This window comes from Rugamonas rubra (genome assembly GCF_900114705.1).
In the GTDB taxonomy this organism is placed as follows: domain Bacteria; phylum Pseudomonadota; class Gammaproteobacteria; order Burkholderiales; family Burkholderiaceae_D; genus Rugamonas; species Rugamonas rubra.
Window position 1 is genome coordinate 39,762 of sequence record NZ_FOTW01000028.1, and the last position, 19,758, is coordinate 59,519.

General features: G+C 64.9%; 18 protein-coding genes, 1 tRNA gene and 1 pseudogene. 13 read left to right on the forward strand and 7 right to left on the reverse strand.

Annotated elements, in window-relative coordinates:
- The first annotated feature begins 211 nt into the window (after positions 1-211).
- The 3 genes from upp to BM252_RS24960 all read left to right on the forward strand — a co-directional run bounded on the left by upp (position 212) and on the right by BM252_RS24960 (position 1,741).
- Positions 212-865 carry a uracil phosphoribosyltransferase gene (upp, locus tag BM252_RS24950; protein WP_093390383.1) on the forward strand — a complete coding sequence of 218 codons (654 nt, stop codon included), beginning with the start codon at positions 212-214 and terminating at the stop codon, positions 863-865.
- An 18-nt stretch (positions 866-883) separates the two neighbouring features.
- A complete protein-coding gene (locus tag BM252_RS24955) occupies positions 884-1,231 on the forward strand; it encodes an Hpt domain-containing protein (protein WP_093390384.1) in 348 nt (115 codons plus the stop codon).
- Positions 1,232-1,537: 306 nt separating this feature from the next.
- Entirely contained in the window at positions 1,538-1,741 is a 204-nt protein-coding gene (locus tag BM252_RS24960) for a cold-shock protein (protein WP_020703630.1), read from the forward strand.
- A 349-nt stretch (positions 1,742-2,090) separates the two neighbouring features.
- On the opposite strand, the gene BM252_RS24965 is transcribed toward BM252_RS24960, so the two are convergent.
- Positions 2,091-3,002, reverse strand: coding sequence for a LysR family transcriptional regulator (locus BM252_RS24965; protein WP_093390385.1), 912 nt, complete (start codon positions 3,000-3,002; stop codon positions 2,091-2,093).
- Positions 3,003-3,195: 193 nt separating this feature from the next.
- On the opposite strand from BM252_RS24965, the gene aceB reads away from it, so the two are divergent.
- Positions 3,196-4,794: a malate synthase A gene (aceB, locus tag BM252_RS24970; RefSeq protein WP_093390386.1), complete on the forward strand. Its 1,599-nt coding sequence runs from the start codon at positions 3,196-3,198 to the stop codon at positions 4,792-4,794.
- Between the two features lie 102 nt (positions 4,795-4,896).
- On the opposite strand, the gene gloB is transcribed toward aceB, so the two are convergent.
- Positions 4,897-5,700 carry a hydroxyacylglutathione hydrolase gene (gene gloB, locus BM252_RS24975; protein ID WP_093390387.1) on the reverse strand — a complete coding sequence of 268 codons (804 nt, stop codon included), beginning with the start codon at positions 5,698-5,700 and terminating at the stop codon, positions 4,897-4,899.
- A gap of 20 nt (positions 5,701-5,720) precedes the next feature.
- On the opposite strand from gloB, the gene BM252_RS24980 reads away from it, so the two are divergent.
- From BM252_RS24980 to BM252_RS25000, 5 genes are all read left to right on the forward strand, one after another.
- On the forward strand, positions 5,721-6,521 hold the full coding sequence (locus BM252_RS24980; protein ID WP_093390388.1) for a class I SAM-dependent methyltransferase: 801 nt from the start codon (positions 5,721-5,723) through the stop codon (positions 6,519-6,521).
- Positions 6,514-6,954: a ribonuclease HI gene (gene rnhA / locus BM252_RS24985; protein WP_093390389.1), complete on the forward strand. Its 441-nt coding sequence runs from the start codon at positions 6,514-6,516 to the stop codon at positions 6,952-6,954. The genes BM252_RS24980 and rnhA overlap by 8 nt, the downstream gene beginning before the upstream one ends.
- 79 nt (positions 6,955-7,033) lie before the next feature.
- Positions 7,034-7,744, forward strand: coding sequence for a DNA polymerase III subunit epsilon (gene dnaQ, locus BM252_RS24990; RefSeq protein ID WP_093390390.1), 711 nt, complete (start codon positions 7,034-7,036; stop codon positions 7,742-7,744).
- 75 nt (positions 7,745-7,819) lie between these two features.
- A tRNA-Val gene (locus BM252_RS24995) sits at positions 7,820-7,894 on the forward strand.
- 215 nt (positions 7,895-8,109) lie between these two features.
- Positions 8,110-8,892: a substrate-binding periplasmic protein gene (locus BM252_RS25000; protein WP_093390391.1), complete on the forward strand. Its 783-nt coding sequence runs from the start codon at positions 8,110-8,112 to the stop codon at positions 8,890-8,892.
- 240 nt (positions 8,893-9,132) lie between these two features.
- Here the strand turns inward: BM252_RS25000 and BM252_RS25005 are convergent, their stop codons facing one another.
- The 3 genes from BM252_RS25005 to BM252_RS25015 all read right to left on the reverse strand — a co-directional run bounded on the left by BM252_RS25005 (position 9,133) and on the right by BM252_RS25015 (position 12,760).
- The gene (locus BM252_RS25005; RefSeq protein ID WP_093390392.1) at positions 9,133-11,247 is read right to left on the reverse strand and encodes a TonB-dependent siderophore receptor; all 2,115 of its coding nucleotides are present in this window, start codon (positions 11,245-11,247) and stop codon (positions 9,133-9,135) included.
- 289 nt (positions 11,248-11,536) lie between these two features.
- Positions 11,537-12,124: a cytochrome b gene (locus BM252_RS25010; protein WP_093390393.1), complete on the reverse strand. Its 588-nt coding sequence runs from the start codon at positions 12,122-12,124 to the stop codon at positions 11,537-11,539.
- A gap of 45 nt (positions 12,125-12,169) precedes the next feature.
- The gene (locus BM252_RS25015; RefSeq protein ID WP_245774432.1) at positions 12,170-12,760 is read right to left on the reverse strand and encodes a TetR/AcrR family transcriptional regulator; all 591 of its coding nucleotides are present in this window, start codon (positions 12,758-12,760) and stop codon (positions 12,170-12,172) included.
- Between the two features lie 81 nt (positions 12,761-12,841).
- Here BM252_RS25015 and BM252_RS25020 point away from each other — a divergent pair.
- A pseudogene (locus BM252_RS25020) lies at positions 12,842-13,003 on the forward strand (mandelate racemase); the annotation flags it as partial.
- Between the two features lie 195 nt (positions 13,004-13,198).
- On the opposite strand, the gene BM252_RS25025 reads toward BM252_RS25020, so the two are convergent.
- Positions 13,199-13,612, reverse strand: a complete 414-nt coding sequence (locus tag BM252_RS25025; RefSeq protein ID WP_093390396.1) for a VOC family protein — start codon at positions 13,610-13,612, stop codon at positions 13,199-13,201.
- 453 nt (positions 13,613-14,065) lie between these two features.
- Here BM252_RS25025 and BM252_RS25030 point away from each other — a divergent pair, with 453 nt between their 5' ends.
- Positions 14,066-15,208, forward strand: a complete 1,143-nt coding sequence (locus BM252_RS25030) for a branched-chain amino acid ABC transporter substrate-binding protein (protein WP_093390397.1) — start codon at positions 14,066-14,068, stop codon at positions 15,206-15,208.
- An 84-nt stretch (positions 15,209-15,292) separates the two neighbouring features.
- Here BM252_RS25030 and BM252_RS25035 read toward each other — a convergent pair whose 3' ends face one another.
- Positions 15,293-16,957, reverse strand: a complete 1,665-nt coding sequence (locus BM252_RS25035; protein WP_093390398.1) for a methyl-accepting chemotaxis protein — start codon at positions 16,955-16,957, stop codon at positions 15,293-15,295.
- A gap of 344 nt (positions 16,958-17,301) precedes the next feature.
- Here BM252_RS25035 and BM252_RS25040 point away from each other — a divergent pair, with 344 nt between their 5' ends.
- Entirely contained in the window at positions 17,302-17,940 is a 639-nt protein-coding gene (locus tag BM252_RS25040; protein ID WP_093390399.1) for an NAD(P)H-dependent oxidoreductase, read from the forward strand.
- A gap of 192 nt (positions 17,941-18,132) precedes the next feature.
- Positions 18,133-19,743, forward strand: coding sequence for a hypothetical protein (locus BM252_RS25045; RefSeq protein ID WP_245774433.1), 1,611 nt, complete (start codon positions 18,133-18,135; stop codon positions 19,741-19,743).
- The last annotated feature ends 15 nt before the right edge of the window (positions 19,744-19,758 follow it).

Consider the following 19,758-nt stretch of genomic DNA (forward strand, 5'->3'; position numbering starts at 1 on the left):
GGGTCTGACCCCTGGCGGGGTCAGACCCCTTCGCCTTGGGGGCTTGGGCCGGCATCCCGCCGATCGTTGAAGGGCCTTTTATTTCGTAAATCGGTTCCATCGCGTGCCGATGGCTGGGATAATGCGGCTTACAACCGAAAAACGGCAACGAAGACGCCGCCCGTATCCCGGTGCGCGGCCGTCCTCACGACAAAAAAGAGCACACTCCACCATGAAACAAGATCCGCGCTTCCCCAATCTCTTCATCACCGACCACCCGCTGATCCAGCACAAACTGAGCCACATGCGCGAGAAGGACACCTCGACCCGCACCTTCCGCGAGCTGCTCAAAGAGATCACCCTGCTGATGGGCTACGAGATCACGCGCGACCTGCCGCTGACCACCCGCCAGATCGAAACCCCGCTGATGACCATCGATGCGCCCGTCATCGCCGGCAAGAAGCTGGCCATCGTGCCGATTTTGCGTGCCGGCATCGGCATGAGCGACGGCCTGCTGAACCTGGTGCCGTCGGCACGCGTCGGCCACATCGGCGTGTACCGCGACCCGGACACCCACCAGCCGGTGGAATACCTGGTGCGCCTGCCCGACCTGAACGAGCGCACCTTCATCCTGTGCGATCCGATGGTGGCGACCGGCAATTCGGCCGTGCACGCCGTCGACGTGCTCAAATCGCGCGGCGTGAGCGACGACCAGATCATCTTCCTGGCCTTGGTGGCCGCGCCGGAAGGCATCACCGTGTTCCAGGCGGCCCACCCCGGCGTGAAGATCTACTGCGCCTCGCTGGACTCGCACCTCAACGAGCACGCCTACATCGTGCCGGGCCTGGGCGACGCCGGCGACCGCATCTTCGGCACCAAGGGATAGTTTCAGCGCGCGCCGACCATGTCCACACCGCACGACGCCAAGTTCCACGCCCATCTGCAATTGCTGGCCGACAAGTACGCGGCCCGCCTGCCGGCGACGCTGGAGCAGATCGCCGCCGTGCTGGCCGCCTGCCGGGCCGATGGCGCCGCGCCGTCCGCCGAGCACCTGCATGTGTTGCACGAGTTGCTGCACGGCGTGGCCGGCACGGCCGGCACCTTCGGCTTCGCGCTGCTGGGCCAGCAGTGCCGGCAGGTCGAGCAGCAGTTGCGCCAGGCGATGTTGACGCCGTCTTGCTGGGCCGCTGCCGCCGCCGATTTGGACAAAGTGTTGCGCTGGGCCGCAACAAATCCACGTGCGCGCACCTAGGGCTAAAACTTTGCGTTATGATCTTGCCCACGTTTGATATGTGTCAAACACTGTCAGGATTTCTTCTCTATAGTGAAATCCATGCTGTACGAGGCGGGTTGGGAAGTGCGGTTTGTAGGGTGAAAGCAGGGTGAAATTCCCCTCTGCGAATTTATTTTCACAAAGACGTGCTTTTCTCGTTTTGTTCGGTATAATGCGGGATCGTTTAGATTCAAGAGTAGTGCAGTTGCAGTTGGTCTGTCATTTCTTTCTTGCTTCAAACGATATCACGGGCGCAAGCCCAACTTAACTGAAATAGGAATTGTAATGGCAACTGGTATCGTAAAATGGTTTAATGATTCGAAGGGCTTCGGCTTTATCACCCCTGACGAAGGCGGCGAAGATCTGTTCGCTCACTTCTCGGCGATTCAGTCCGCAGGCTTCAAGTCGCTGCAAGAGAACCAACGTGTCTCTTTCGAAGTGACCGCTGGTCCTAAAGGCAAGCAAGCTTCGAACATTCAGCCAATCTAATACGCTGAGTCAAACGAAATAAAGAAATCCTCGGAATCCGAGGATTTTTTTTCGTCTGTCGCTTTTGCAGCAAGTGCCAGCGCGCCGGTGCGCCGGTGCGCCGAGCCCGCCCCCTCCAAGGAGCAAACCAGTTGCTGCCCCCTGGCCTGCGCATAGGCGGGGTCAGTGCCGACATTCGGACACAGACTCAGCATTAAAGTGCTTCGGTGGCATAAGCAATGGTTGAGGTCGTGTCCGAATGTCGGCACTGACCCCGGCGCCCTGACCCCGGCGCCCTGACCCCGGCGCCCTGACCCCGGCGCCTGACCCCGGCGCTACGCCAATGGGTAGCTCTTCCGCAGTCGGCGCCTCACTTCCAGGCCTTGCGCCAGTAGTCCGGCTGCGCGTAGGTGTGCCGCAGGAAGTCGACGAAGGCACGGATGCGCAGCGGCAGATGGCGGCGCTGGGCGAACACCGCGTACAGGTCGTTGCCCGGCGCCGAGTACTGGTCCAGCACCGTCACCAGCTTGCCCGCCTCGATCTCGGCGCCCACCTCCCACATCGAACGCCAGGCCAGGCCCTTGCCGGCCAGCGCCCAGTCGTGCAACACCTCGCCGTCGTTGCAGCCCAGGTTGCCGCCCACCTTGAGCGTGACGATCTTGCCGTTCTCGCGGAAGTTCCAGCCGCGCTGGCTGCCCTCGCTGCTGATCGCCAGGCAGTTGTGCTTGGCCAGCTCGGCCAGGGTCTGCGGTTCGCCGTGGCGCTTCAGGTAGGCCGGCGAGGCGACCAACACCCGTTCGTTGTCGGCGAGCTTGACACTGACCAGGTTCGAGTCCGACAGGCTGGCGATGCGGATCGCCACGTCGACGCCTTCGCCGATCAGGTCGACCACGCGGTCGTTCAGGTTCAGCGTGACGGCCACGTCGCGGTGCTCGGCGACGAAGGAGGGCAGCAGCGGGGCGACGTGCTGGCGGCCGAAGCCGGCCGGCGCCGAGATCAGCAGGTGGCCGGTGGCCTTGGCGCTGCGCTCGGCGACGGCGCTTTCGGCGTCCTCCAGCTCGGCCAGGATGCGCTGGCAGTCCTCCAGGAAGGCCGCGCCCTCGTTGGTCAGCGCCAGCTTGCGCGTGGTCCGTTGCAATAATTTGACACCCAGGCGCGCCTCCAGCGCGTCCAGACGGCGGCCTATCATGGCCGGCGCAATGCCCTCGGCGCGGGCGGCGGCCGACAAGCTGCCGCGGGCGATGACTTCTACAAAGGTGGAGATTTGACGGAACTGGCCCATGGGACTCATTTGTGATAAAAACGCATAGATGAAGTGATTTTTTGTTCAGTTTGCATAACTAAATAGTGAATATACTTCAAATCACATCAAGGCGTAACCGAACGCCCACACTAAAAGATTCAGGACGCAACACCATTAGCAGTGCTTATAATTTAGGTCGGTAGTTCATTTTTTCTAATACGGAGATACATCCATGACGCAGTCCACCATCAACTTGCCGGCAGGTATGGAAATCACGGGCGAGATCAAGCCTGGTTACGAACAAGTGTTGACGTCGGAGGCGCTCGCCCTGGTGGCCAAGCTGACCCGCGCCTTCGAACCGCGCCGCCAAGAGCTGCTGGCCGTGCGCGTCGAGCGCGCCAAGCGCCTGGATGCCGGCGAGCGTCCCGACTTCCTGGCCGAAACCGCGCACATCCGCGCCGGCGACTGGAAGATCGCGCCTATCCCCAAGGCGCTGGAATGCCGCCGCGTGGAAATCACCGGCCCGGTCGAGCGCAAGATGGTCATCAACGCCTTCAACTCGGGCGCCGACAGCTACATGACCGACTTCGAGGATTCGAACACGCCGAACTGGGACAACCAGATCACCGGCCAGATCAACATGATGGACGCCGTGCGCAAGACCATTTCGCTGGAGCAGAACGGCAAGTCCTACAAGCTCAACGACAAGATCGCCACCCTGGTGGTGCGTCCGCGCGGCTGGCATCTGGACGAGAAGCACGTGCTGGTCGACGGCAAGCGCATCTCCGGCGGCATCTTCGACTTCGCCTTGTTCATGGTGCACAACGCCAAGGAACAACTGGCGCGCGGCGCCGGCCCTTACTTCTATCTGCCGAAGATGGAATCGCACATCGAGGCGCGGCTGTGGAACGACATCTTCGTGATGACGCAAAACGAGCTGGGCCTGCCGCAGGGCACCATCAAGGCCACCGTGCTGATCGAGACCATCCTGGCCGCCTTCGAGATGGACGAGATCCTCTACGAGCTGCGTGAGCACAGCTCGGGCCTGAACGCCGGCCGCTGGGACTACATCTTCTCCTGCATCAAGAAATTCAAGCTGGACAAGGACTTCTGCCTGGCCGACCGCGCCAAGGTGACGATGACGGCGCCGTTCATGCGCTCCTACGCCCTGTTGCTGCTGCAGACCTGCCACAAGCGCAACGCGCCGGCGATCGGCGGCATGGCCGCGCTGATCCCGATCAAGAACGATCCGGAAAAGAACGACATCGCCATGGGCGGCGTGCGCAACGACAAGGCGCGCGACGCCACCGACGGCTACGACGGCGGCTGGGTGGCCCACCCCGGCCTGGTCGAGCTGGCCATGACCGAGTTCACCAAGGTGCTGGGCGACAAGCCGAACCAGATCGACAAGCAGCGTCCCGACATCGCCGTGACCGCCGCCGACCTGCTGAACTTCCAGCCGGAAGCGCCGATCACCGAGGCTGGCCTGCGCTACAACATCAACGTCGGCATCCACTACCTGGGCAGCTGGCTGGCGGGCAACGGTTGCGTGCCCATCCACAACCTGATGGAAGACGCCGCCACCGCCGAGATCAGCCGTTCGCAGGTGTGGCAGTGGATTCGTTCGGACAAGGGCGTGCTGGAAGACGGCCGCAAGGTCAGCGCCGACATGGTGCGGGCGATGATTCCGGAAGAGCTGGCCAAGGTGCAGCGCGACGCCCCGGGTGGCAACGGTCCGACCTATGTGCGTGCCGGCCAGATCTTCGAGGAGATGTCGACCTCGGAGTCGTTCGCCGAGTTCCTGACCTTGCCGCTGTACGAGGAAATCTAAGTAGCTAGGGGAGCGGCGCCGCGCCGCTTCCCGGCCCTACGACAACCCGCGCCGGAGCCGACTGATGTCGGTTGCGGCGCGGGTTTTTTGCGTCCCGGCGGTTTAGAAGTTGTTCTTCCACAAGCGCAGGGCGGTGAACACCGCCAGCGGCGTCTCGCCCTGTTCGAGCTTGCCGGCGGCCACCAGTTGGCGGGCGATCTCCGGCTCGCGGTAGCGCAGGAAGGGGTTGGTGGCCTTCTCCACGCCGATGGTGCTGGGCACGGTCGGCAGGTTGTGCTCGCGCTTGTCCGTCTCCACCACGACGCGTGCGCGGGTGGCCTGGTTGTCCGGCTCGACCACGCGGGCGAAGCGCAGATTGGGCAGCGTATACTCGTGGGCGCAGAACACCTTGGTGGCGTCGGGCAGGGCGGCGAGCTTGCCGAGCGAACTGAGCATTTGCGCCGGCGTGCCCTCGAACAGGCGGCCGCAACCGCCGGCGAACAGGGTGTCGCCGCAGAACAACCAGGGCTCCTCGCTGTCGGCCGCGTAGAGGTAGGCGATGTGGCCGTTGGTGTGGCCGGGCACGTCGAGCACCGCCAGCTTGAGGGCCAGGCCGGGCACGTCGATGCGGCTGCCTTCGCCCACCGGCCGGGTGACGGCGGCGATGGTTTCGTTGCGTGGCCCGAAAACAGGAACCGGAAAATGCTGTAATAATTCGGGAACGCCGCCGATGTGGTCAGCGTGGTGGTGGGTGAGTAGAATGGCGGTAAGCCTGAGGCCGTGTTCCTTGAGCGCGGCCAGCACGGGCTTGGCGTCACCGGGATCGACCACGGCGGCGTGCGCGCCGTCATGGATCAGCCACAGATAGTTGTCATTGAAAGCGGGTATGGTGAGAACACTGAGAGTGCGGGTAGCGGAATTGGTCATTGGATCACTAGGGTCTGGGCATGGATAGCGCGGCATCCGACCAGTCCATTATAGCGCTGGATGGCTGGCTGCAAACGCCGGCCGGCCTGTATGTGCGCGCCTGGGAACAGGCCTGCCTGGATAACTTGACAGCCGACATTTTCGGCTTCAACGCCGTGCAGATCGGCATGCCGCAAATCGACGCGCTGGCGGCCAGCCGCATGCCGCACCGCTGGCTGGCCGACACGCGGGTGCGGCCGCGCCTGGCGCCGTCGCCGGCCCAGCAGCCCGAGCTGCGGCGCCAGGTGGCCGTCACGCTCGACTACGCCGAGCTGCCGTTCGCCTCGCAAAGCCTGGACCTGGTGGTGCTGCCCCATGTGCTGGAGTTCGCCGCCGAGCCGCACCAGGTGCTGCGCGAGGTCGAGCGGGTGCTGATACCCGAGGGCCGGCTGATCATCTGCGGCTTCAACCCGGCCAGCCTGTGGGGCGCGCGGCAGGTGCTGGGGCGGGTCGGCGGCTCGTACTACCTGCCGCGCGCCGGCGAGTTCATCTCTATGCCGCGCCTGAAAGACTGGTTAAAATTGTTGAACATGGGCGCCAGCCAGAGCCACTTCGGCTGCTACGCGCCCGCTTGCCGCACAGAAAAGTGGCTGCACCGCTACGCCTTCATGGATAATGCGGGCGCGCGCTGGTGGCCCTATCTGGGCGGCGTCTATATTGTGCAGGCGATCAAGCGCGTCAAGGGCATGCATTTGATCGGTCCGGCATGGAGCAAACAAACGGCGACGACCCCGGCGGTCGTGCCGGTAACCAACAAGAGGCGGGAACAGCAGGATGGATAAAGTCGAGATTTTTACCGATGGCGCGTGCAAGGGTAATCCGGGCGTCGGCGGCTGGGGCGCCTTGATGGTGGCCGACGGGGCCGAAAAGGAGATTTTCGGCGGCGCGCTCAACACCACCAACAACCGCATGGAGCTGCAGGCGGTGATCGAGGCGCTCAGCGCGCTCAAGCGCCCCTGCACCGTGACGCTGCACACCGACAGCCAGTACGTGCAGAAGGGCATCAGCGAGTGGATCCACGGCTGGAAGGCGCGCGGCTGGAAGACGGCGGCCAAGGAGCCGGTCAAGAACGTCGACCTGTGGCAGGCCTTGGACCTGGCCCAGGCGCTGCATCAAGTGGAATGGCGCTGGGTGCGCGGCCACAACGGCCACCCCGGCAACGAGCGGGCCGACGTGCTGGCCAACCGCGGCGTCGAGTCGGTCAAGGGCCGCTGAGCCGGCCAAGCACAACCCCCGCGCCGCGCTTTGTTATACTGCGCGGCTCGCCTTAGCCTGAACACGAAGACCTGCCACTATGCGCCAAATCGTACTCGATACCGAAACCACCGGCATCAACCCCAAGCTGGGCAACCGCATCCTCGAGATCGGTTGCGTCGAGCTGAAAAACCGTATGTTGACGGGGAATAATTTCCACGCCTACATCAATCCCGAGCGTGACTCGGAAGAGGGCGCGCTGAACGTCCACGGCCTGACCACCGAGTTCCTGCGCGACAAGCCGAAGTTCCACGAGATCGTCGAGCAGTTGCGCACCTACATCGCCGGCGCCGAGGTGATCATCCACAACGCGCCCTTCGACCTGGGCTTTTTGAACCACGAGTTCAAGCGCCTGAACCTGCCCAGCTTCAGCGAGCACATCGGCGGCGTGATCGACACCTTGGTGCAGGCCAAGGAGCTGCATCCGGGCAAGCGCAACTCGCTCGACGCGCTGTGCGACCGCTACGGCGTGTCCAACTCGCACCGCAAGCTGCACGGCGCGCTGCTCGACGCCGAGCTGCTGGCCGACGTCTACCTGTCGATGACGCGCGGGCAGAACAGCCTGGGCATGGACGTCGAGGAGGAGGTCGACGCCGGCGGCGCCCTGCTCGAGCCGATCCCGCTGGCCGACATCATCTTCCAACCGGCCGACGCCGACGAGCTGGCCGCCCACGAGGCCACGCTGAGCGGGCTGGACAAGGCCGTCAAGGGCAGTTGCATCTGGCGCGCGACGCTGGCGCCGCAGGGCTGAGAAAGGTTTTTGCGAAATATCGCACGCGGGGCCTTCCATTTCCTCGCGCTTGTATGCGATAATTCGCCCCGCTTCGGGAGGTTAGCTCAGGGGTAGAGCACTGCATTCACACTGCAGGGGTCACAAGTTCGAAACTTGTACTTCCCACCAAGAATTCGTTTCAAGATCAAAGGCTTGCCACTTACGTGCGCAGGCCTTTTTTTCGTGTGCCGCAAAAGTGCCGCAAGCCGGTCCTGAATCGGCCCGTCGGCATACGTGACGATGACATGGCTCGGCAGTTTTCGGAGGGAGGATTTGTTTCGGCGACATGAGCCGCGGCGGGGTGGCGGGGTGTATATTGGCCGACTCAGTGAAGGGTAAATGGCATGTTGACGAAACGATGGTGGCGATGCGTGATGGCGGTGGCCAGCCTGGGGATTTGTGGCGCGGCCAGCGCCGCTCCGGATGGCGGGGTGAGTCTGATCGCCGCCGACGCTGGTGTTTTCTGCACCCTGGACGAGCGTAATCCCACCGCCCCCGGCAATGGCATGGTCTGTGATTTGCTGCGTGAGTTGTCCCGCCGTGTCGGCCATCCGCAATCGCCCAAGCCATATCCATTGCAGCGCGCCATGATGGTGGCCGCGACCGGGCCGGGTATTGTCATGGCGCCGCTGACGCGCACGCCGCTCCGGGAGCGCAACTACCAGTGGCTAGTGCGCCTGTTTGATGAGGATTTTGTGGTCGTCGCCAAGCGCGGCTCAAACGTCGACATTTCGACGCTCGACAAGGTTGGCCGCTTGCGCGTCGGCGTCGTGCGCGAGGGGGTATCCGCCGAACATATCAAGAACCATGGATGGCAAGGACTGCAGTTGGCGACGCGCGACGTCGCCAACGCGCGCAAGCTGGACCGTGGGCGCATCGACGCCTGGGTGGGGCCGTGGAATGGCATCCTGAGTACCCAGCGCGCCGCCGGACTACGGACCGAGGATTTGCGGCGCGGGGTGCTGTTAAAGCGCACCGGTGTCTATCTGGTTGGTTCGCCCGATCTCGATCCAGCCATCGGCGGAGCTTGGAAAAAAGCGTTTGACGACATGATCCGGGATGGCAGTTATGGCAGGGTCTTGCACCAGTACGGGTTTGTGTCGCCGCCGCCGTCGACCGTGCCATAGTGATAGCACCTTACTCGTTGATTGCGGCCTTGCGCCGTTCATCCTCTTGGTTGCGCAGCGACGGGGCGCGGCCCAGCCACGCATAGAACCCGCTGCGCGAGACGCGGGCGACGCGGCAAAGCAAGCCCAGTTGGTAGCGGAAAAGTCAGGGTACCTCACGTGGTACTGGGCGGTTGAGCGCGGCCGGGCCCGTTCGGCCGCAACGGCCAAGCGGGGCATGGGGGGCGCAGGCAGGAACCGTTACAGTTCCACCTTCACGCTCAGCTTGACGGTGCGCGGCGCGCCGGCGGCGAGGCGGCCGCCGGAACCGGCCCAGTATTGTTTGTCGCCGAGGTTTTCCATGTTGACCTGCCAGGTGGTGCGCTTGCCCATGGTCTGGCTGATGTGGCGGCCGCCGATGGCGAACAGCGTCGCGCCGCCCAGCCAGGCCTGGTTCAGGTCGTTGACCGGCCGGCGGCCGGTGTGATAGCTGCCGGCGTTGAGCGACAGGCCCGGCACGTGGTCGTCAAGGGAGTAGGACAGGAAGGCGCTGGCGGTCTGCTTGGCGGCGTTTTCCGGCAGCTTGCCGTTGTAGCTGTCGTTAATCTCGCGGAACTCCGGCCGCAGCAGCTGGGCCGAGGCCTGCCATGCCAACCGGGGGCTCAACTGGCCCTGGCTCGCCAGCTCGACACCCCGGTAGCGCTGCTCGCCGTCCGCCACGAAGCGGTTGGCGGCGTTGGTGTAGTAGCCGGGGCGGTTGATGTCGAACAGCGCGGCCGACAGCAGCATGCCGCCCGCGGCGCGCCAGCGCATGCCCAGCTCCCTCTGCTTGCTGACGCCGGGCGCCATGCGTTCGTTCTGGTTGACGGTGCCGGCGGGCGCCGGCTCGCCTTCCTCCAGCCCCTGCGCCGCCGATGCGTAGAACGACAGGTCGGCCAGCGGCTTGTAGATCAGCGCCGCCATGGGCGTGGTCTGGTCGGCCGTGTAGTGGTTGGCGCCCTGGTCGCTCCGGTAGCTGGCCCTGCGGGCGCCGCCGATGAATTGCCATTGCGGTGAGAATTCGACCCGGTCCAGCGCGTAGAGGCCGGTATCGCGGGTTTCCAGCGCCGGCGTGGTCGGCGTGGTCGGCGGCGGACTGTAAGTGATGGTGGCGATCGGCGACGGCCGGTACAGGTTTTGCGAGGCGACCGCGTAGTTGCGCTGGTAGATGGGGTCTTGGGTCTTGTCGGTGCGGCTGAGGCCCACGGTGATTTCATGCTTGATGGCGCCGGTGGCGGCGGTGCCGAACAGTTCCGCCCGCAGCATGTCCGAACCGACCGCGAGATGTTGCGAATTGCCGGCGATGCGGCCGGCGCCGCTGGCCACGGCGGCCGGATTGGTGAAACGGAAAATCGCCAGGTTGCGCTCGCGCGCCACCTCGGCATGGCCGCCCTCGACGGTCAGCGCCCAGCCTTCGGCCAGCGCGTAGTCGGCGCGCAGCGCGACGCTCTTGCTGGTGGCGTCGAACTTGGCGATGTCGGGGCCGACCAGCTTGGACGGATCGACGGCATGCGGCAAGGGGATCACGCCGTTGACGGCGGCGGGCAGCGCGATGCCGGCCTGTTCGGTGAGCTTGCGGTGATCGTATTCCAGGTCGGCCTTCAGCAGCAGGCGGTTGTTGACGCGCCAGTCCAGCGCGGCCGAGGCGAAGCCGCGCTTGCCGTCGTCGACCCGGTCGAGGACGGTGCCGAGCGCACCGCCGGCGGCGTTGAGGCGCACGCCGAACTCCTGCCGCGCGCCGAAGCGGCGCCCGACATCGATGTTGGCCACGGCCGTTCCCCGGTCGTCCAGCGTCACGCCGGCGCTGGTCAGCGGCGTCGCGCCGGCGCGCTTGCTGACGAAGTTGACGACGCCGGCCGGGGAGGTGAAGCCGTAGTACAGCGCGGAGGCGCCCTTGAGCACCTCGACGCGCTCCTTGTTCTCCATCGGCACCTGGGAGAAGTTCATGATCGGCACCGAGCCGTTGAGGCGATAGTTGGTGCGGTTTTCCACCGCGATGCCGCGGATGACCAACTGGTCCCAGGTGTCGCCGCCGTTTTGTTGGCGCGTCACGCCGGCCGTGTTGCGCACGGCGTCGTACAAACCGGCGGCGGCCTGCAGTTCCAGCACTTCGCGCGTGATGACATTGACGGTGGAGGGCACGTCCATGACGTCCGCGCCGCGGAAGCTGCCGGCGGCGACGGAGTTCGGGCTGAAGCCCTGGGCGCGCGCCGCGGTTACCTGGACGGTCTTCAGGATGGCATCGTCGCTGCTCTGCGCCAATAGGTGGCTGTGGGCGCAGGCCAGGGGGACGGCGAAATACAGGTGGAACAGGCGGGGACTGCGTGGCGCGGCCATGGATGACACTTTCGATAAAGTAGCAGAAAGAAAGCGATTATATTGCAAATGAGAAGCATTATCAATTGCATTCGCCCGTCGCTGGATTGTCCTGTCCGTCGTGAAAGTGTCGATTGCGTAAGCGGGTCGGCGCCGGAGCCGATTCGGCCCCGGCTGCTGGATTCGTCGTGCCCTCCGTGTAATCGGTGCGCCTGGCCCGTTCGGAGCGACAACGCGACCGGACCGCCGCGCGCCGAGACCCCGAAGCGGCGACGACCCGCGCAAGACGGGCGGCGCGCTCGGTGGCCGCTCAGGCGCGGGTCGACCAAGGCAGCATGCGGCTCAACACCGTGTCGCGGCGGACCCGGTGGTGGAACAGCGCCGCCGCCACGTGCAGGGCGACGACGCCCCAGGCGATCCATTTCCCGACGAAGTGGTGGACGGCGTCGACCGGGGGCTCGAACGTCTCCCAACTCAAGCCGCCGAGGCCAGCCAGCCATTCGAAGAGCCTGGTCTCGCGGAAGCTCGGCACGGCGAACCAGCCGAAGTCGGTCGCCGCGTCGGTGCCGACGTAGCCGGTTAGCGGCAGCAGGAGCAGCAGGCCGTACAGGCCCCAGTGGGCGGCGTGCGCGAGCCTATGCTCCAATTTCGAGCCGGGCGGGTCGGCGGGTTGTCCGTCCAGCAGCCGCCACAGTAAGCGGGGCAGCACCAGCGCGCCCACCAGCATGCCCAGCGCCCAATGCACGTTGAGCACAGGCCAGGATTCGGGCGCGCTGTCGTCCATGAACCAGATGACGTAGTAGACCACGACATAGGCGGCGATGAAGGCGGCCGCGCTGGTCCAGTGGAAGAATTTGGCGAGGGTGCCGAAACGACTTGGTGTGTTTTTCCATTGCATTGTGGGGCTCCAAAAAATGCTTGCTCGGTAGGGATAGGAGGGGCGTCAGTCGGCGCGCAGGCCGGCCAGGATGCGCTCCAGCCCCTCCAGGGCCAGCGCCAATCGTTGCGCCGGGATGCCGTCCGGCTCCGCGATCCAGAACGAGGCCTCGGTCACCGCGCCGTAGAGCATGCGGGCCAGCGCGCCGGCGTGGGACGGCGCCACGACGCCATCGGCGATCAGTCCTTCGAGCGCGGCTTGCAGCGCGGCGATGCCCTTGCTCTGGGCCGCCGCCGGCACGTCGCCGAACATCGCGCGCGCGTCCTGCAGAATGATCCGGCGGATCTCCGGCTCCAGCGCCAGTTCCAGGTAGGCGCGACAGCGCCGGCGAAAACTCTCCCACGCGGTGGGCGCGGCGGCGGCGATGGTCCGCAGGCGCCCGTCGACCTCGGCCTCGATCTGTTCGATCACCGCGAGCAGCAAGCGCTCCTTGCCGCCGAAATGGTGGTAGAGCGCGCCCCGCGTCAAACCGACGGCGGCCGTGAACTCGTCCATCGAGGCGTGGGCGTAACCCCGCTCGGCGAAGGCACGACGCGCCGAGGCCAGCAACTTGGCCCGGGTCTGTTCCATCATTTCGACGTGGGTCCGGTGTCCCATGTTTGCTCCTCCCAATATGCGGTGCGCGCCATTTTACATCCGTCGCGTATGTAATTGCGGAATTCGTGGCCGGCACATCGCCTGGGCGGCAATGAGTCCTATCCCAACCTGTTTCAGCCGTACGGCGGCTTCCCGGACGGCGTCAAGGTGGACAACGGTTACATCACGCTGCCGGATCTGCCGGGCATTGGCTTCGAAGGCAAGGCCGACCTGTATGCCGAGATGATCAAACTCGCCGTGTAACTGCCGCTCGCCCATGCCGGCACAAGCTGGCCACGAGAAGGCCGGCATGCGGCGCCGCTCCGCCGCCGCCGCTGACAACGTGCTCGCGCCATTTGCCAATGACGGTCCATGTCCGCACTTCCTGCGCCCGGAACGCGCTCGGCGGTGTCGGCCGTCTGAATAGCCGGCCGTTCACGCGGCATCACTGAGCGCTACTCATCCTGGTTGGTGGCACACTGCTTCAATGTTGTTGCCTTCTAAATCAATGACAAAGGCACCATAGTAGTTAGGGTGATAGTCCGGGCGGAGGCCGGGGGCACCATTGTCTTTTCCTCCGGCGCTGATCGCTGCGAGGTAAAAAGCATCCACTTGCGCACGAGTTTCTGCCCGCCATGCCAGGTGGCAGCCGGCAGTCGCTGATGGCCCGCCGTACGGTGATGGGCCATCGATGAACCATACATCGGCTTTTTTGCCGTCAGGCTCAGAGGAGTCAGGGTAAGCAAACCCCAACATGTTCGCGCCGTAGTTGCCTTCGAAGCATACGCTGTAGCCCAATGGCGCAAGTGCCGCGCTGTAAAACGTTTTGGTACGACCAATATCGGTCACGCGGAAAGTCATATGGTCAAGCATGGTGAGTTACTCCTGAGGTAAATTGTCGTGTGCGATTGATACATGATAACTGTACAGGCATACAGTATTAATGGCAAGATATTAACACTACAAGGGCTGGGGACGGGACGATTAGCCTCCGATCAGATAGTGCCGGCACTGTGCCTCCGCCGGCGATCCGCTGGTGTAGGCGCTTGCAAGCGCTCGGGATGCCAACAATTCATCGTTATTCCAGCATCCGGCGACGCACGACACGGTGATGTATGTGGAGGGCGCGCCGGTGTTGCGCAACAGCAGCAACGTGGTCGGCCTGGCGGCATCCTCGGCGGCGCAACCTCCAGCGCGTGCCGGTTTGGCTGAACAGCTCCGGCGACGGCTGGACGCTTTGCCCGCGCCCGGTTTTCTATTGTAAGATCGGCGGATTCGCCGCTTCTTTCACCCCGGCGCCCCCCCCCAAGTACTCAAAAGGAAACCATGCCGTTCACATCGAAAGTAGTCTTCATGGCCGTCGCGCTGGCCTGCGCGGCCGGCGCTCGGGCCGACGACGTCATCAAAATCGGCCATGTGGCGGCGACCTCCGGTCCCATCGCCCACCTCGGCAAGGACAACGAGAACGGCGCGCGCATGGCGGTCGACGAGTTGAACGCCAAGGGCGTGCTGATCGGCGGCAAGCGCTACCGCGTGGTGCTGCAGGCCGAGGACGACGCCGGCGATCCAAAGCAGGGCGCCGCCGTGGCGCAGAAACTGGTCGACGCCAAGGTGCAGGGCGTGGTCGGCCACGAGAACTCGGGCACCACGATACCGGCCTCGCGGATCTACCACGCGGCGGGCATTCCGCAGATTTCACCCTCCGCCAGCAACCCCAAGTACACGCGCCAGGGCTACAACACGGCCTTCCGCAACATCGCCAACGACGAGCAACTGGGTGCCGCGCTGGCCAGGTATGCGGTGCAGGCCGGCAAGGCCAAGCGCATCGCCGTCGTCGACGACCGCACCGCCTACGGCCAGGGTGTCGCCGACGAGTTCGCCAAGGGCATCAAGCGGGCCGGCGCGGGCGCCAGCATCGTCGCGCAGCAGTACACCAACGACAAGGCGAGCGACTTCAGCGCCATCCTGACCGCCATCAAGGCCAGCAAGCCGGACCTGATCTTCTTCGGCGGCATGGACGCCGTCGGCGGGCCGATGCTGCGCCAGATGAGGCAGTTGGGCATGGCCGTCCAGTTCATGGGCGGCGACGGCCTGTGTTCCGATTCGCTGGCCCGGCTGGCCGGCGACGCCATGCGCGACGGCCAGGTGATCTGCGCCGAGGCCGGCGGCGTCGAGCCGGCGCAGCAAAAGGGCATGGACGATTTCAGGGCGGCGTACCGGCGCAAATTCGGCATCGGGGTGGAGACCTACGCGCCGTACGCCTACGACGCGCTGCTGACCATGGTGCAGGCGATGCAGCAGGCCGGTTCGCCCGAGCCGGCCAGGTATTTGCCGGTGCTGGCGAAGATCCGCCACCAGGGCGTGACGGGCAATATCGCCTTCGACGCCAGGGGCGATGTGCAAGACGGCGTGTTGACCATCTACACCTTCCGGGGCGGCAAGCGCCAGCAGGTGGCCGTGGTGAAATAGACGCTTGAATTCGCCCCGCCGGATGCCCGGCGAGCGCCCGCTCTCGCGGTGGCGGCGGCTTCGACTGGTGGCGCGCCGTCCAGCTTAGGCCGCCGCGGCGATGGACGGGCGGGGGTGGGGCGGCTGGCGCCGAAGCTGGGCCGTTCCGCTCGCCTGCTGCCGCCCGCCCGCCGGCGCGGTCCGATTCCCTGGGCCGGAGAAGTTGAATATGCTGACATCGCGTTTCAATTCCTCGGCCTGCTCTTGCAGGCTGCTGGTGGCGCTGGAAGCTTGTTCGACCAAGGCGGCGTTTTGTTGGGTTGCCTCGTCCATGTGGTCGATCGCCTGGTGGATCTGGTCAATTCCATGGCTTTGTTCATGGCTGGCCGTGGCGATCTCGCTGACGAGGGTGGTCACTTGTTTGACCGACTGAACGATCTGACGCATGGCTTGGCCGGCTTCGTCGACCAGGCCGCTACCGGCGTCGATCTTGTCGACGGTGTCGGCGATGAGGACCTTGATCTCCTTGGCCGCGCCGGCCGAACGCTGGGCAAGGCTGCGCACCTCGGTGGCGACAACGGCGAAGCCCTTGCCGTGTTCGCCGGCGCGCGCCGCCTCCACCGCAGCGTTGAGCGCCAGTATATTGGTCTGGAAGGCGATGCCGTCGATCATGCCGATGATGTCGACGATGCGCCGCGAGCTCTCCTGAATCGAGGCCATCGTTGCGATGACGGAGCCGACCACCTGGCCACCGTCGACGGCAAAGCCGCTGGCCTTGAGTGCGATCAGATTGGCCTGTTGGGCGTTGCCGGCGTTTTGCTGCACGGTGCCGGTCAATTGCTGCAAGGCCGAGGAGGTCTGCGCCAGGGTGTTGGCTTGCACCACCGTGCGGGACGACAAATCCATATTCCCTGCGGCGACCTCGCGCGACACGGTCGATATCGTGTCGGCGCTGAAGCGGATTCTGCCGACCGTGCCGCTCAGGCTGTCCTTCATGCGGTTGAGCGCGGCCAGCAGTTGCCCAGGCTCGTCCTGGTGGACAGTGTCGATGTGCCCTTGCAGTTCGCCCGCCGCCACGGCGTTTGCCACATTGACGGCGTCGCGCAACGGACCGGTGATGCTCTTGGAGATGCACACCGCTCCGGCGATTGCCGTGCCCAAGGAAGTCGCCAGGATCAACAGCAGCAAGGTGGTGGCGGCAGCGATGCGCTCGTTGGAATTGGTTTCGGTCGCCGCGGCGCGTTGGTTGGAGAGGGCCACCACGTGGTTGATCGCCAGCAGGTGCTTGTCGTACGCCTGTTTCATCTTGGCCATGGCGGCAAGCGCGTCTGCCCTGTTGTGGGCCCTCATCGCCGGGATCAGCTCTTTCTGCGCGGCGTCGTAGAAGGCGAGCGCGGGCTCATGGGCTTGTACTAGCAAGGCGTTGGCGAGTTCGCTCTCCAGTTTCTCCTTCATCCAGAAGGCATGCCGCGTGTCATATTCATTCTTCAAGCGGGCAAAGTGCTCGACCAGCTTGTCGTGCTCCGCCGTATCCTCGGCCATCAGCATTTGAAACCCCACCAGATAGGATTCCAAGATGTATTCCGGCGGCGGCAGCACGTCGGCGATCAGGTCTTTGCTCTGGATGATCCGTTGATACAACTGCCCGTTCACCTTCAACTCGTTCAAGGTCTTGAAGGACCAGATCCCGTAAACGGCAAATCCGAGCGAAAACAGGGCGACCAGCACTGCAATACGTTGGGACAGCTTGAGTGCGCGTAACAAATTCATCTGATGCCTCTTAACTCGGTGGGCGACTGGCGTCGCATTGAGCTTGGGTCGGGGCGGCGTTGCGCATGGCGGGTGGCCGCTACAACTTCCGACGGTAATTTCTTGTGGTGTGAAGATTTTATCTTACAAAAATATCGAATATAGCAATTAAACTAATTTATTTGATTAATTTGTTGTTCTATTGGCGGCGATTATTTTGATCTTGACTGCGCCGTCGAGCGCATCCCGCCGCCTCGAGCTCGGCCACGCTGAGGCCGGCGCCGCGTCGCCTATAGATACTTGTAACTTAGTAATATGTCCCCAAGTAAGTCGGCATCCCCACCACGCAGAAAGTGATGCACCCAATGCCTGAATTGCTGAATCGACTCGAATGGCGCTACGCCACCAAAAAGATGGACCCTAGCAAGGATGTTGCGCAGGAAAAGGTCGAGCGCATCCTCGAGGCGGTGCGCCTGACGGCCAGCTCCAGCGGCCTGCAGCCGTACGAGGTCATCGTCGTCACCAACCCGGCGGTGCGCGAGCAGATCAAGCCGCACGCCTGGAACCAGGGCCAGATCTCGGACTGCTCGCACCTGCTGGTGTTTGCCGCCTGGGACAACTACACCGCCGAGCGCATCAACGGCATGTTCGACCTGGTGAACGAGCAGCGCGGTCTGAAAAACGAGGGCTGGGAGGCGTATCGGCAACAGCTGCTGGCCAGCTATCCGGCGCGCGACGCGCAGACCAATTTCGAGCACGCCGCCCGGCAAGCCTATATCGGCCTCGGTTCGGCGCTGATCGCCGCCGCCTACGAGGAGGTCGACAGCACGCCGATGGAGGGCTTCGACCCGGCCAAGGTCGACGAGGTGCTCAAGCTGCGCGAGCGCGGCCTGCGCTCGGTGGTGATGCTGCCGCTGGGCTATCGGGCCGGCGAGGGCGACTGGCTGGTGGCGCTGAAGAAGGTGCGCCGTCCGCGCGCGCAGTTCGTCACCGAGGTGGCGTAAGCCCCGTCCAGCCCGGCCGGCCGGCGCCGCTTGCGGCCGGCCGGCGTTGGCCGCCGAGCCCCTGTTTCAGGGGCATTTTTTTCGTCCGGAAGTACTCTTGCTTGTGAGAATTGGTCGTGGAAAAGCTTATAATTAGTTAAACCTTGGATTTTTCACCATCACCCTGCGCCCGATCGGCAAGGCAAGAACACCATGACCAGCATCTCCCCAGTCGGCGCCGCGAGCGCCATCCAGAGCGGCGCGGCCGCCGCCGCCAACCGGGCCGAGGCGCCGTCGTCCAAGGCGGCGGCGGCCGACGCCGTCGTCAAGCTCAGCCCGGAAGCACTGGCGGCCTCGCTGCAGGGCCTGCCCCGCGTGGTGGACGCCGGCGGCGCGCCGCTGATCTGGGAAAGCAAGTCGCGCGACCCGATCACCTCCCTGATCGAGCGCAACTACTCGGCGCAGTCGACGGCCGGCCGCTTCCGCGGCCTGGGGGCGGCGCTGCTCGGCAGCTTCAAGGGCGAGGGCGCCGACGTGTCGCAGGCGGCGCAGCAATTGCCGCCGGGGACGCAGGTGGCCGGCTACGGCGCGTTGTTCTCGACCCAGCCGCCGGCGCTGCACGGCCGTGGCGACAACCAGGTCAGCCTCAACATCACCACCAAGAGCGGCGCCAAGGTAAAGGTGACGCTGGACAGCCAGGACGACGGCCTGGCCGTGCAAATGAGCACGAGCGGCTCGCTGAGCGAGGGCGAGCGCGGCGCGCTGGCCGGCCTGGCGGCCGCCTTCCAGGGCGCCATCGACGGCATGACCCAGGAGCCGCCCAAGCTCAAGCTGGACGGCTTGACCCAGTTCGACCGCACGCTGTTGGCGTCGGTGGACCTGCACGTGGCGGTGCGCTTGCCGAACGATCCGCAGCGCACGCAAAGTTTGGACTTCCACGCCGACGGCGCGCACAGGACGGTCGGCATCGACGGCCCGTCCGGCGCGGCCAAGGTCAGCGTCGACCTGGCCAAGCTGGCCGGCCTGGGCAGCGCGGAGCAGCAGGCCAAGGCGATGGGCAGCTACTTGAAGCAGGTCGACCAGGCCGCCGCGCGAGGCCGTGGCGACGCCGGGCTGGTGGCCATGTTCAAGGACGCCTTTACCGCCATGAACAGCCATGTCGGCGCGCCCAACCAGCCGGCCGTCGGCGGCTACCAGTCCCGCCAGGTGACGCTGTCCGACGAGGACCACGCCATGCTGACCGGCTTGGCCGACTTCAGCGCCTCGATCACACAGGCCGTGAAGTCGATCAATCCGCTGCGCCCCGGCGAGCTGGACCGCTTTTCCTACGAGTTGTCGCAGAACACCAGCGTCGGCGGCCGCAGCCAGGGCGACCGCACCATCGCGCAGCAACAACAATCGTCGCTGAGCGCCGCCTTCCACGCGTCCAACAAGTCCGGCGTCGAGCTGCGCCTGGACTTGACGCAGGAATCGCAGAACTACGACTACTACCAGATCGAGGACACGGCCAGCAGCAACGCCGACATGGCCTATCGCGACGGCCTGCTAACGCGGGCCACGCTGAGCCAGGAGGCGCGCCAGTCGACCCGCCTGATGCGCTACGAGATGGGCCGCCTGACAGCGGACACGACCACGCCCGGCCATCAATCGTTGCAGCGCGACCTGGTGGCGGCGCTGGCGCCCGACCTGAAGGGCGAGCGCCGCAAGACCGCCGACGAGATCTACCAGCACCAGCAGGCGCTGGCCCAGGTACACGAGCAGGTCTTCCTGCGCGCCTATCCCGAGCAAAGCGACAGCGCCTGGTCGGTGGCGCCGGCCGGCTAAGCGGCGCCGCCCGCC

What these genes read in the sequence shown, in the direction of transcription:
- upp (WP_093390383.1), top strand. Translation starts at nt 212, where the DNA reads ATGAAACAAGATCCGCGCTTCCCCAATCTCTTCATCACCGACCACCCG.
- BM252_RS24955 (WP_093390384.1), top strand. Translation starts at nt 884, where the DNA reads ATGTCCACACCGCACGACGCCAAGTTCCACGCCCATCTGCAATTGCTG.
- BM252_RS24960 (WP_020703630.1), top strand. Translation starts at nt 1,538, where the DNA reads ATGGCAACTGGTATCGTAAAATGGTTTAATGATTCGAAGGGCTTCGGC.
- BM252_RS24965 (WP_093390385.1), bottom strand. Translation starts at nt 3,002, where the DNA reads ATGGGCCAGTTCCGTCAAATCTCCACCTTTGTAGAAGTCATCGCCCGC.
- aceB (WP_093390386.1), top strand. Translation starts at nt 3,196, where the DNA reads ATGACGCAGTCCACCATCAACTTGCCGGCAGGTATGGAAATCACGGGC.
- gloB (WP_093390387.1), bottom strand. Translation starts at nt 5,700, where the DNA reads ATGACCAATTCCGCTACCCGCACTCTCAGTGTTCTCACCATACCCGCT.
- BM252_RS24980 (WP_093390388.1), top strand. Translation starts at nt 5,721, where the DNA reads ATGGATAGCGCGGCATCCGACCAGTCCATTATAGCGCTGGATGGCTGG.
- rnhA (WP_093390389.1), top strand. Translation starts at nt 6,514, where the DNA reads ATGGATAAAGTCGAGATTTTTACCGATGGCGCGTGCAAGGGTAATCCG.
- dnaQ (WP_093390390.1), top strand. Translation starts at nt 7,034, where the DNA reads ATGCGCCAAATCGTACTCGATACCGAAACCACCGGCATCAACCCCAAG.
- BM252_RS25000 (WP_093390391.1), top strand. Translation starts at nt 8,110, where the DNA reads ATGTTGACGAAACGATGGTGGCGATGCGTGATGGCGGTGGCCAGCCTG.
- BM252_RS25005 (WP_093390392.1), bottom strand. Translation starts at nt 11,247, where the DNA reads ATGGCCGCGCCACGCAGTCCCCGCCTGTTCCACCTGTATTTCGCCGTC.
- BM252_RS25010 (WP_093390393.1), bottom strand. Translation starts at nt 12,124, where the DNA reads ATGCAATGGAAAAACACACCAAGTCGTTTCGGCACCCTCGCCAAATTC.
- BM252_RS25015 (WP_245774432.1), bottom strand. Translation starts at nt 12,760, where the DNA reads ATGGGACACCGGACCCACGTCGAAATGATGGAACAGACCCGGGCCAAG.
- BM252_RS25025 (WP_093390396.1), bottom strand. Translation starts at nt 13,612, where the DNA reads ATGCTTGACCATATGACTTTCCGCGTGACCGATATTGGTCGTACCAAA.
- BM252_RS25030 (WP_093390397.1), top strand. Translation starts at nt 14,066, where the DNA reads ATGCCGTTCACATCGAAAGTAGTCTTCATGGCCGTCGCGCTGGCCTGC.
- BM252_RS25035 (WP_093390398.1), bottom strand. Translation starts at nt 16,957, where the DNA reads ATGAATTTGTTACGCGCACTCAAGCTGTCCCAACGTATTGCAGTGCTG.
- BM252_RS25040 (WP_093390399.1), top strand. Translation starts at nt 17,302, where the DNA reads ATGCCTGAATTGCTGAATCGACTCGAATGGCGCTACGCCACCAAAAAG.
- BM252_RS25045 (WP_245774433.1), top strand. Translation starts at nt 18,133, where the DNA reads ATGACCAGCATCTCCCCAGTCGGCGCCGCGAGCGCCATCCAGAGCGGC.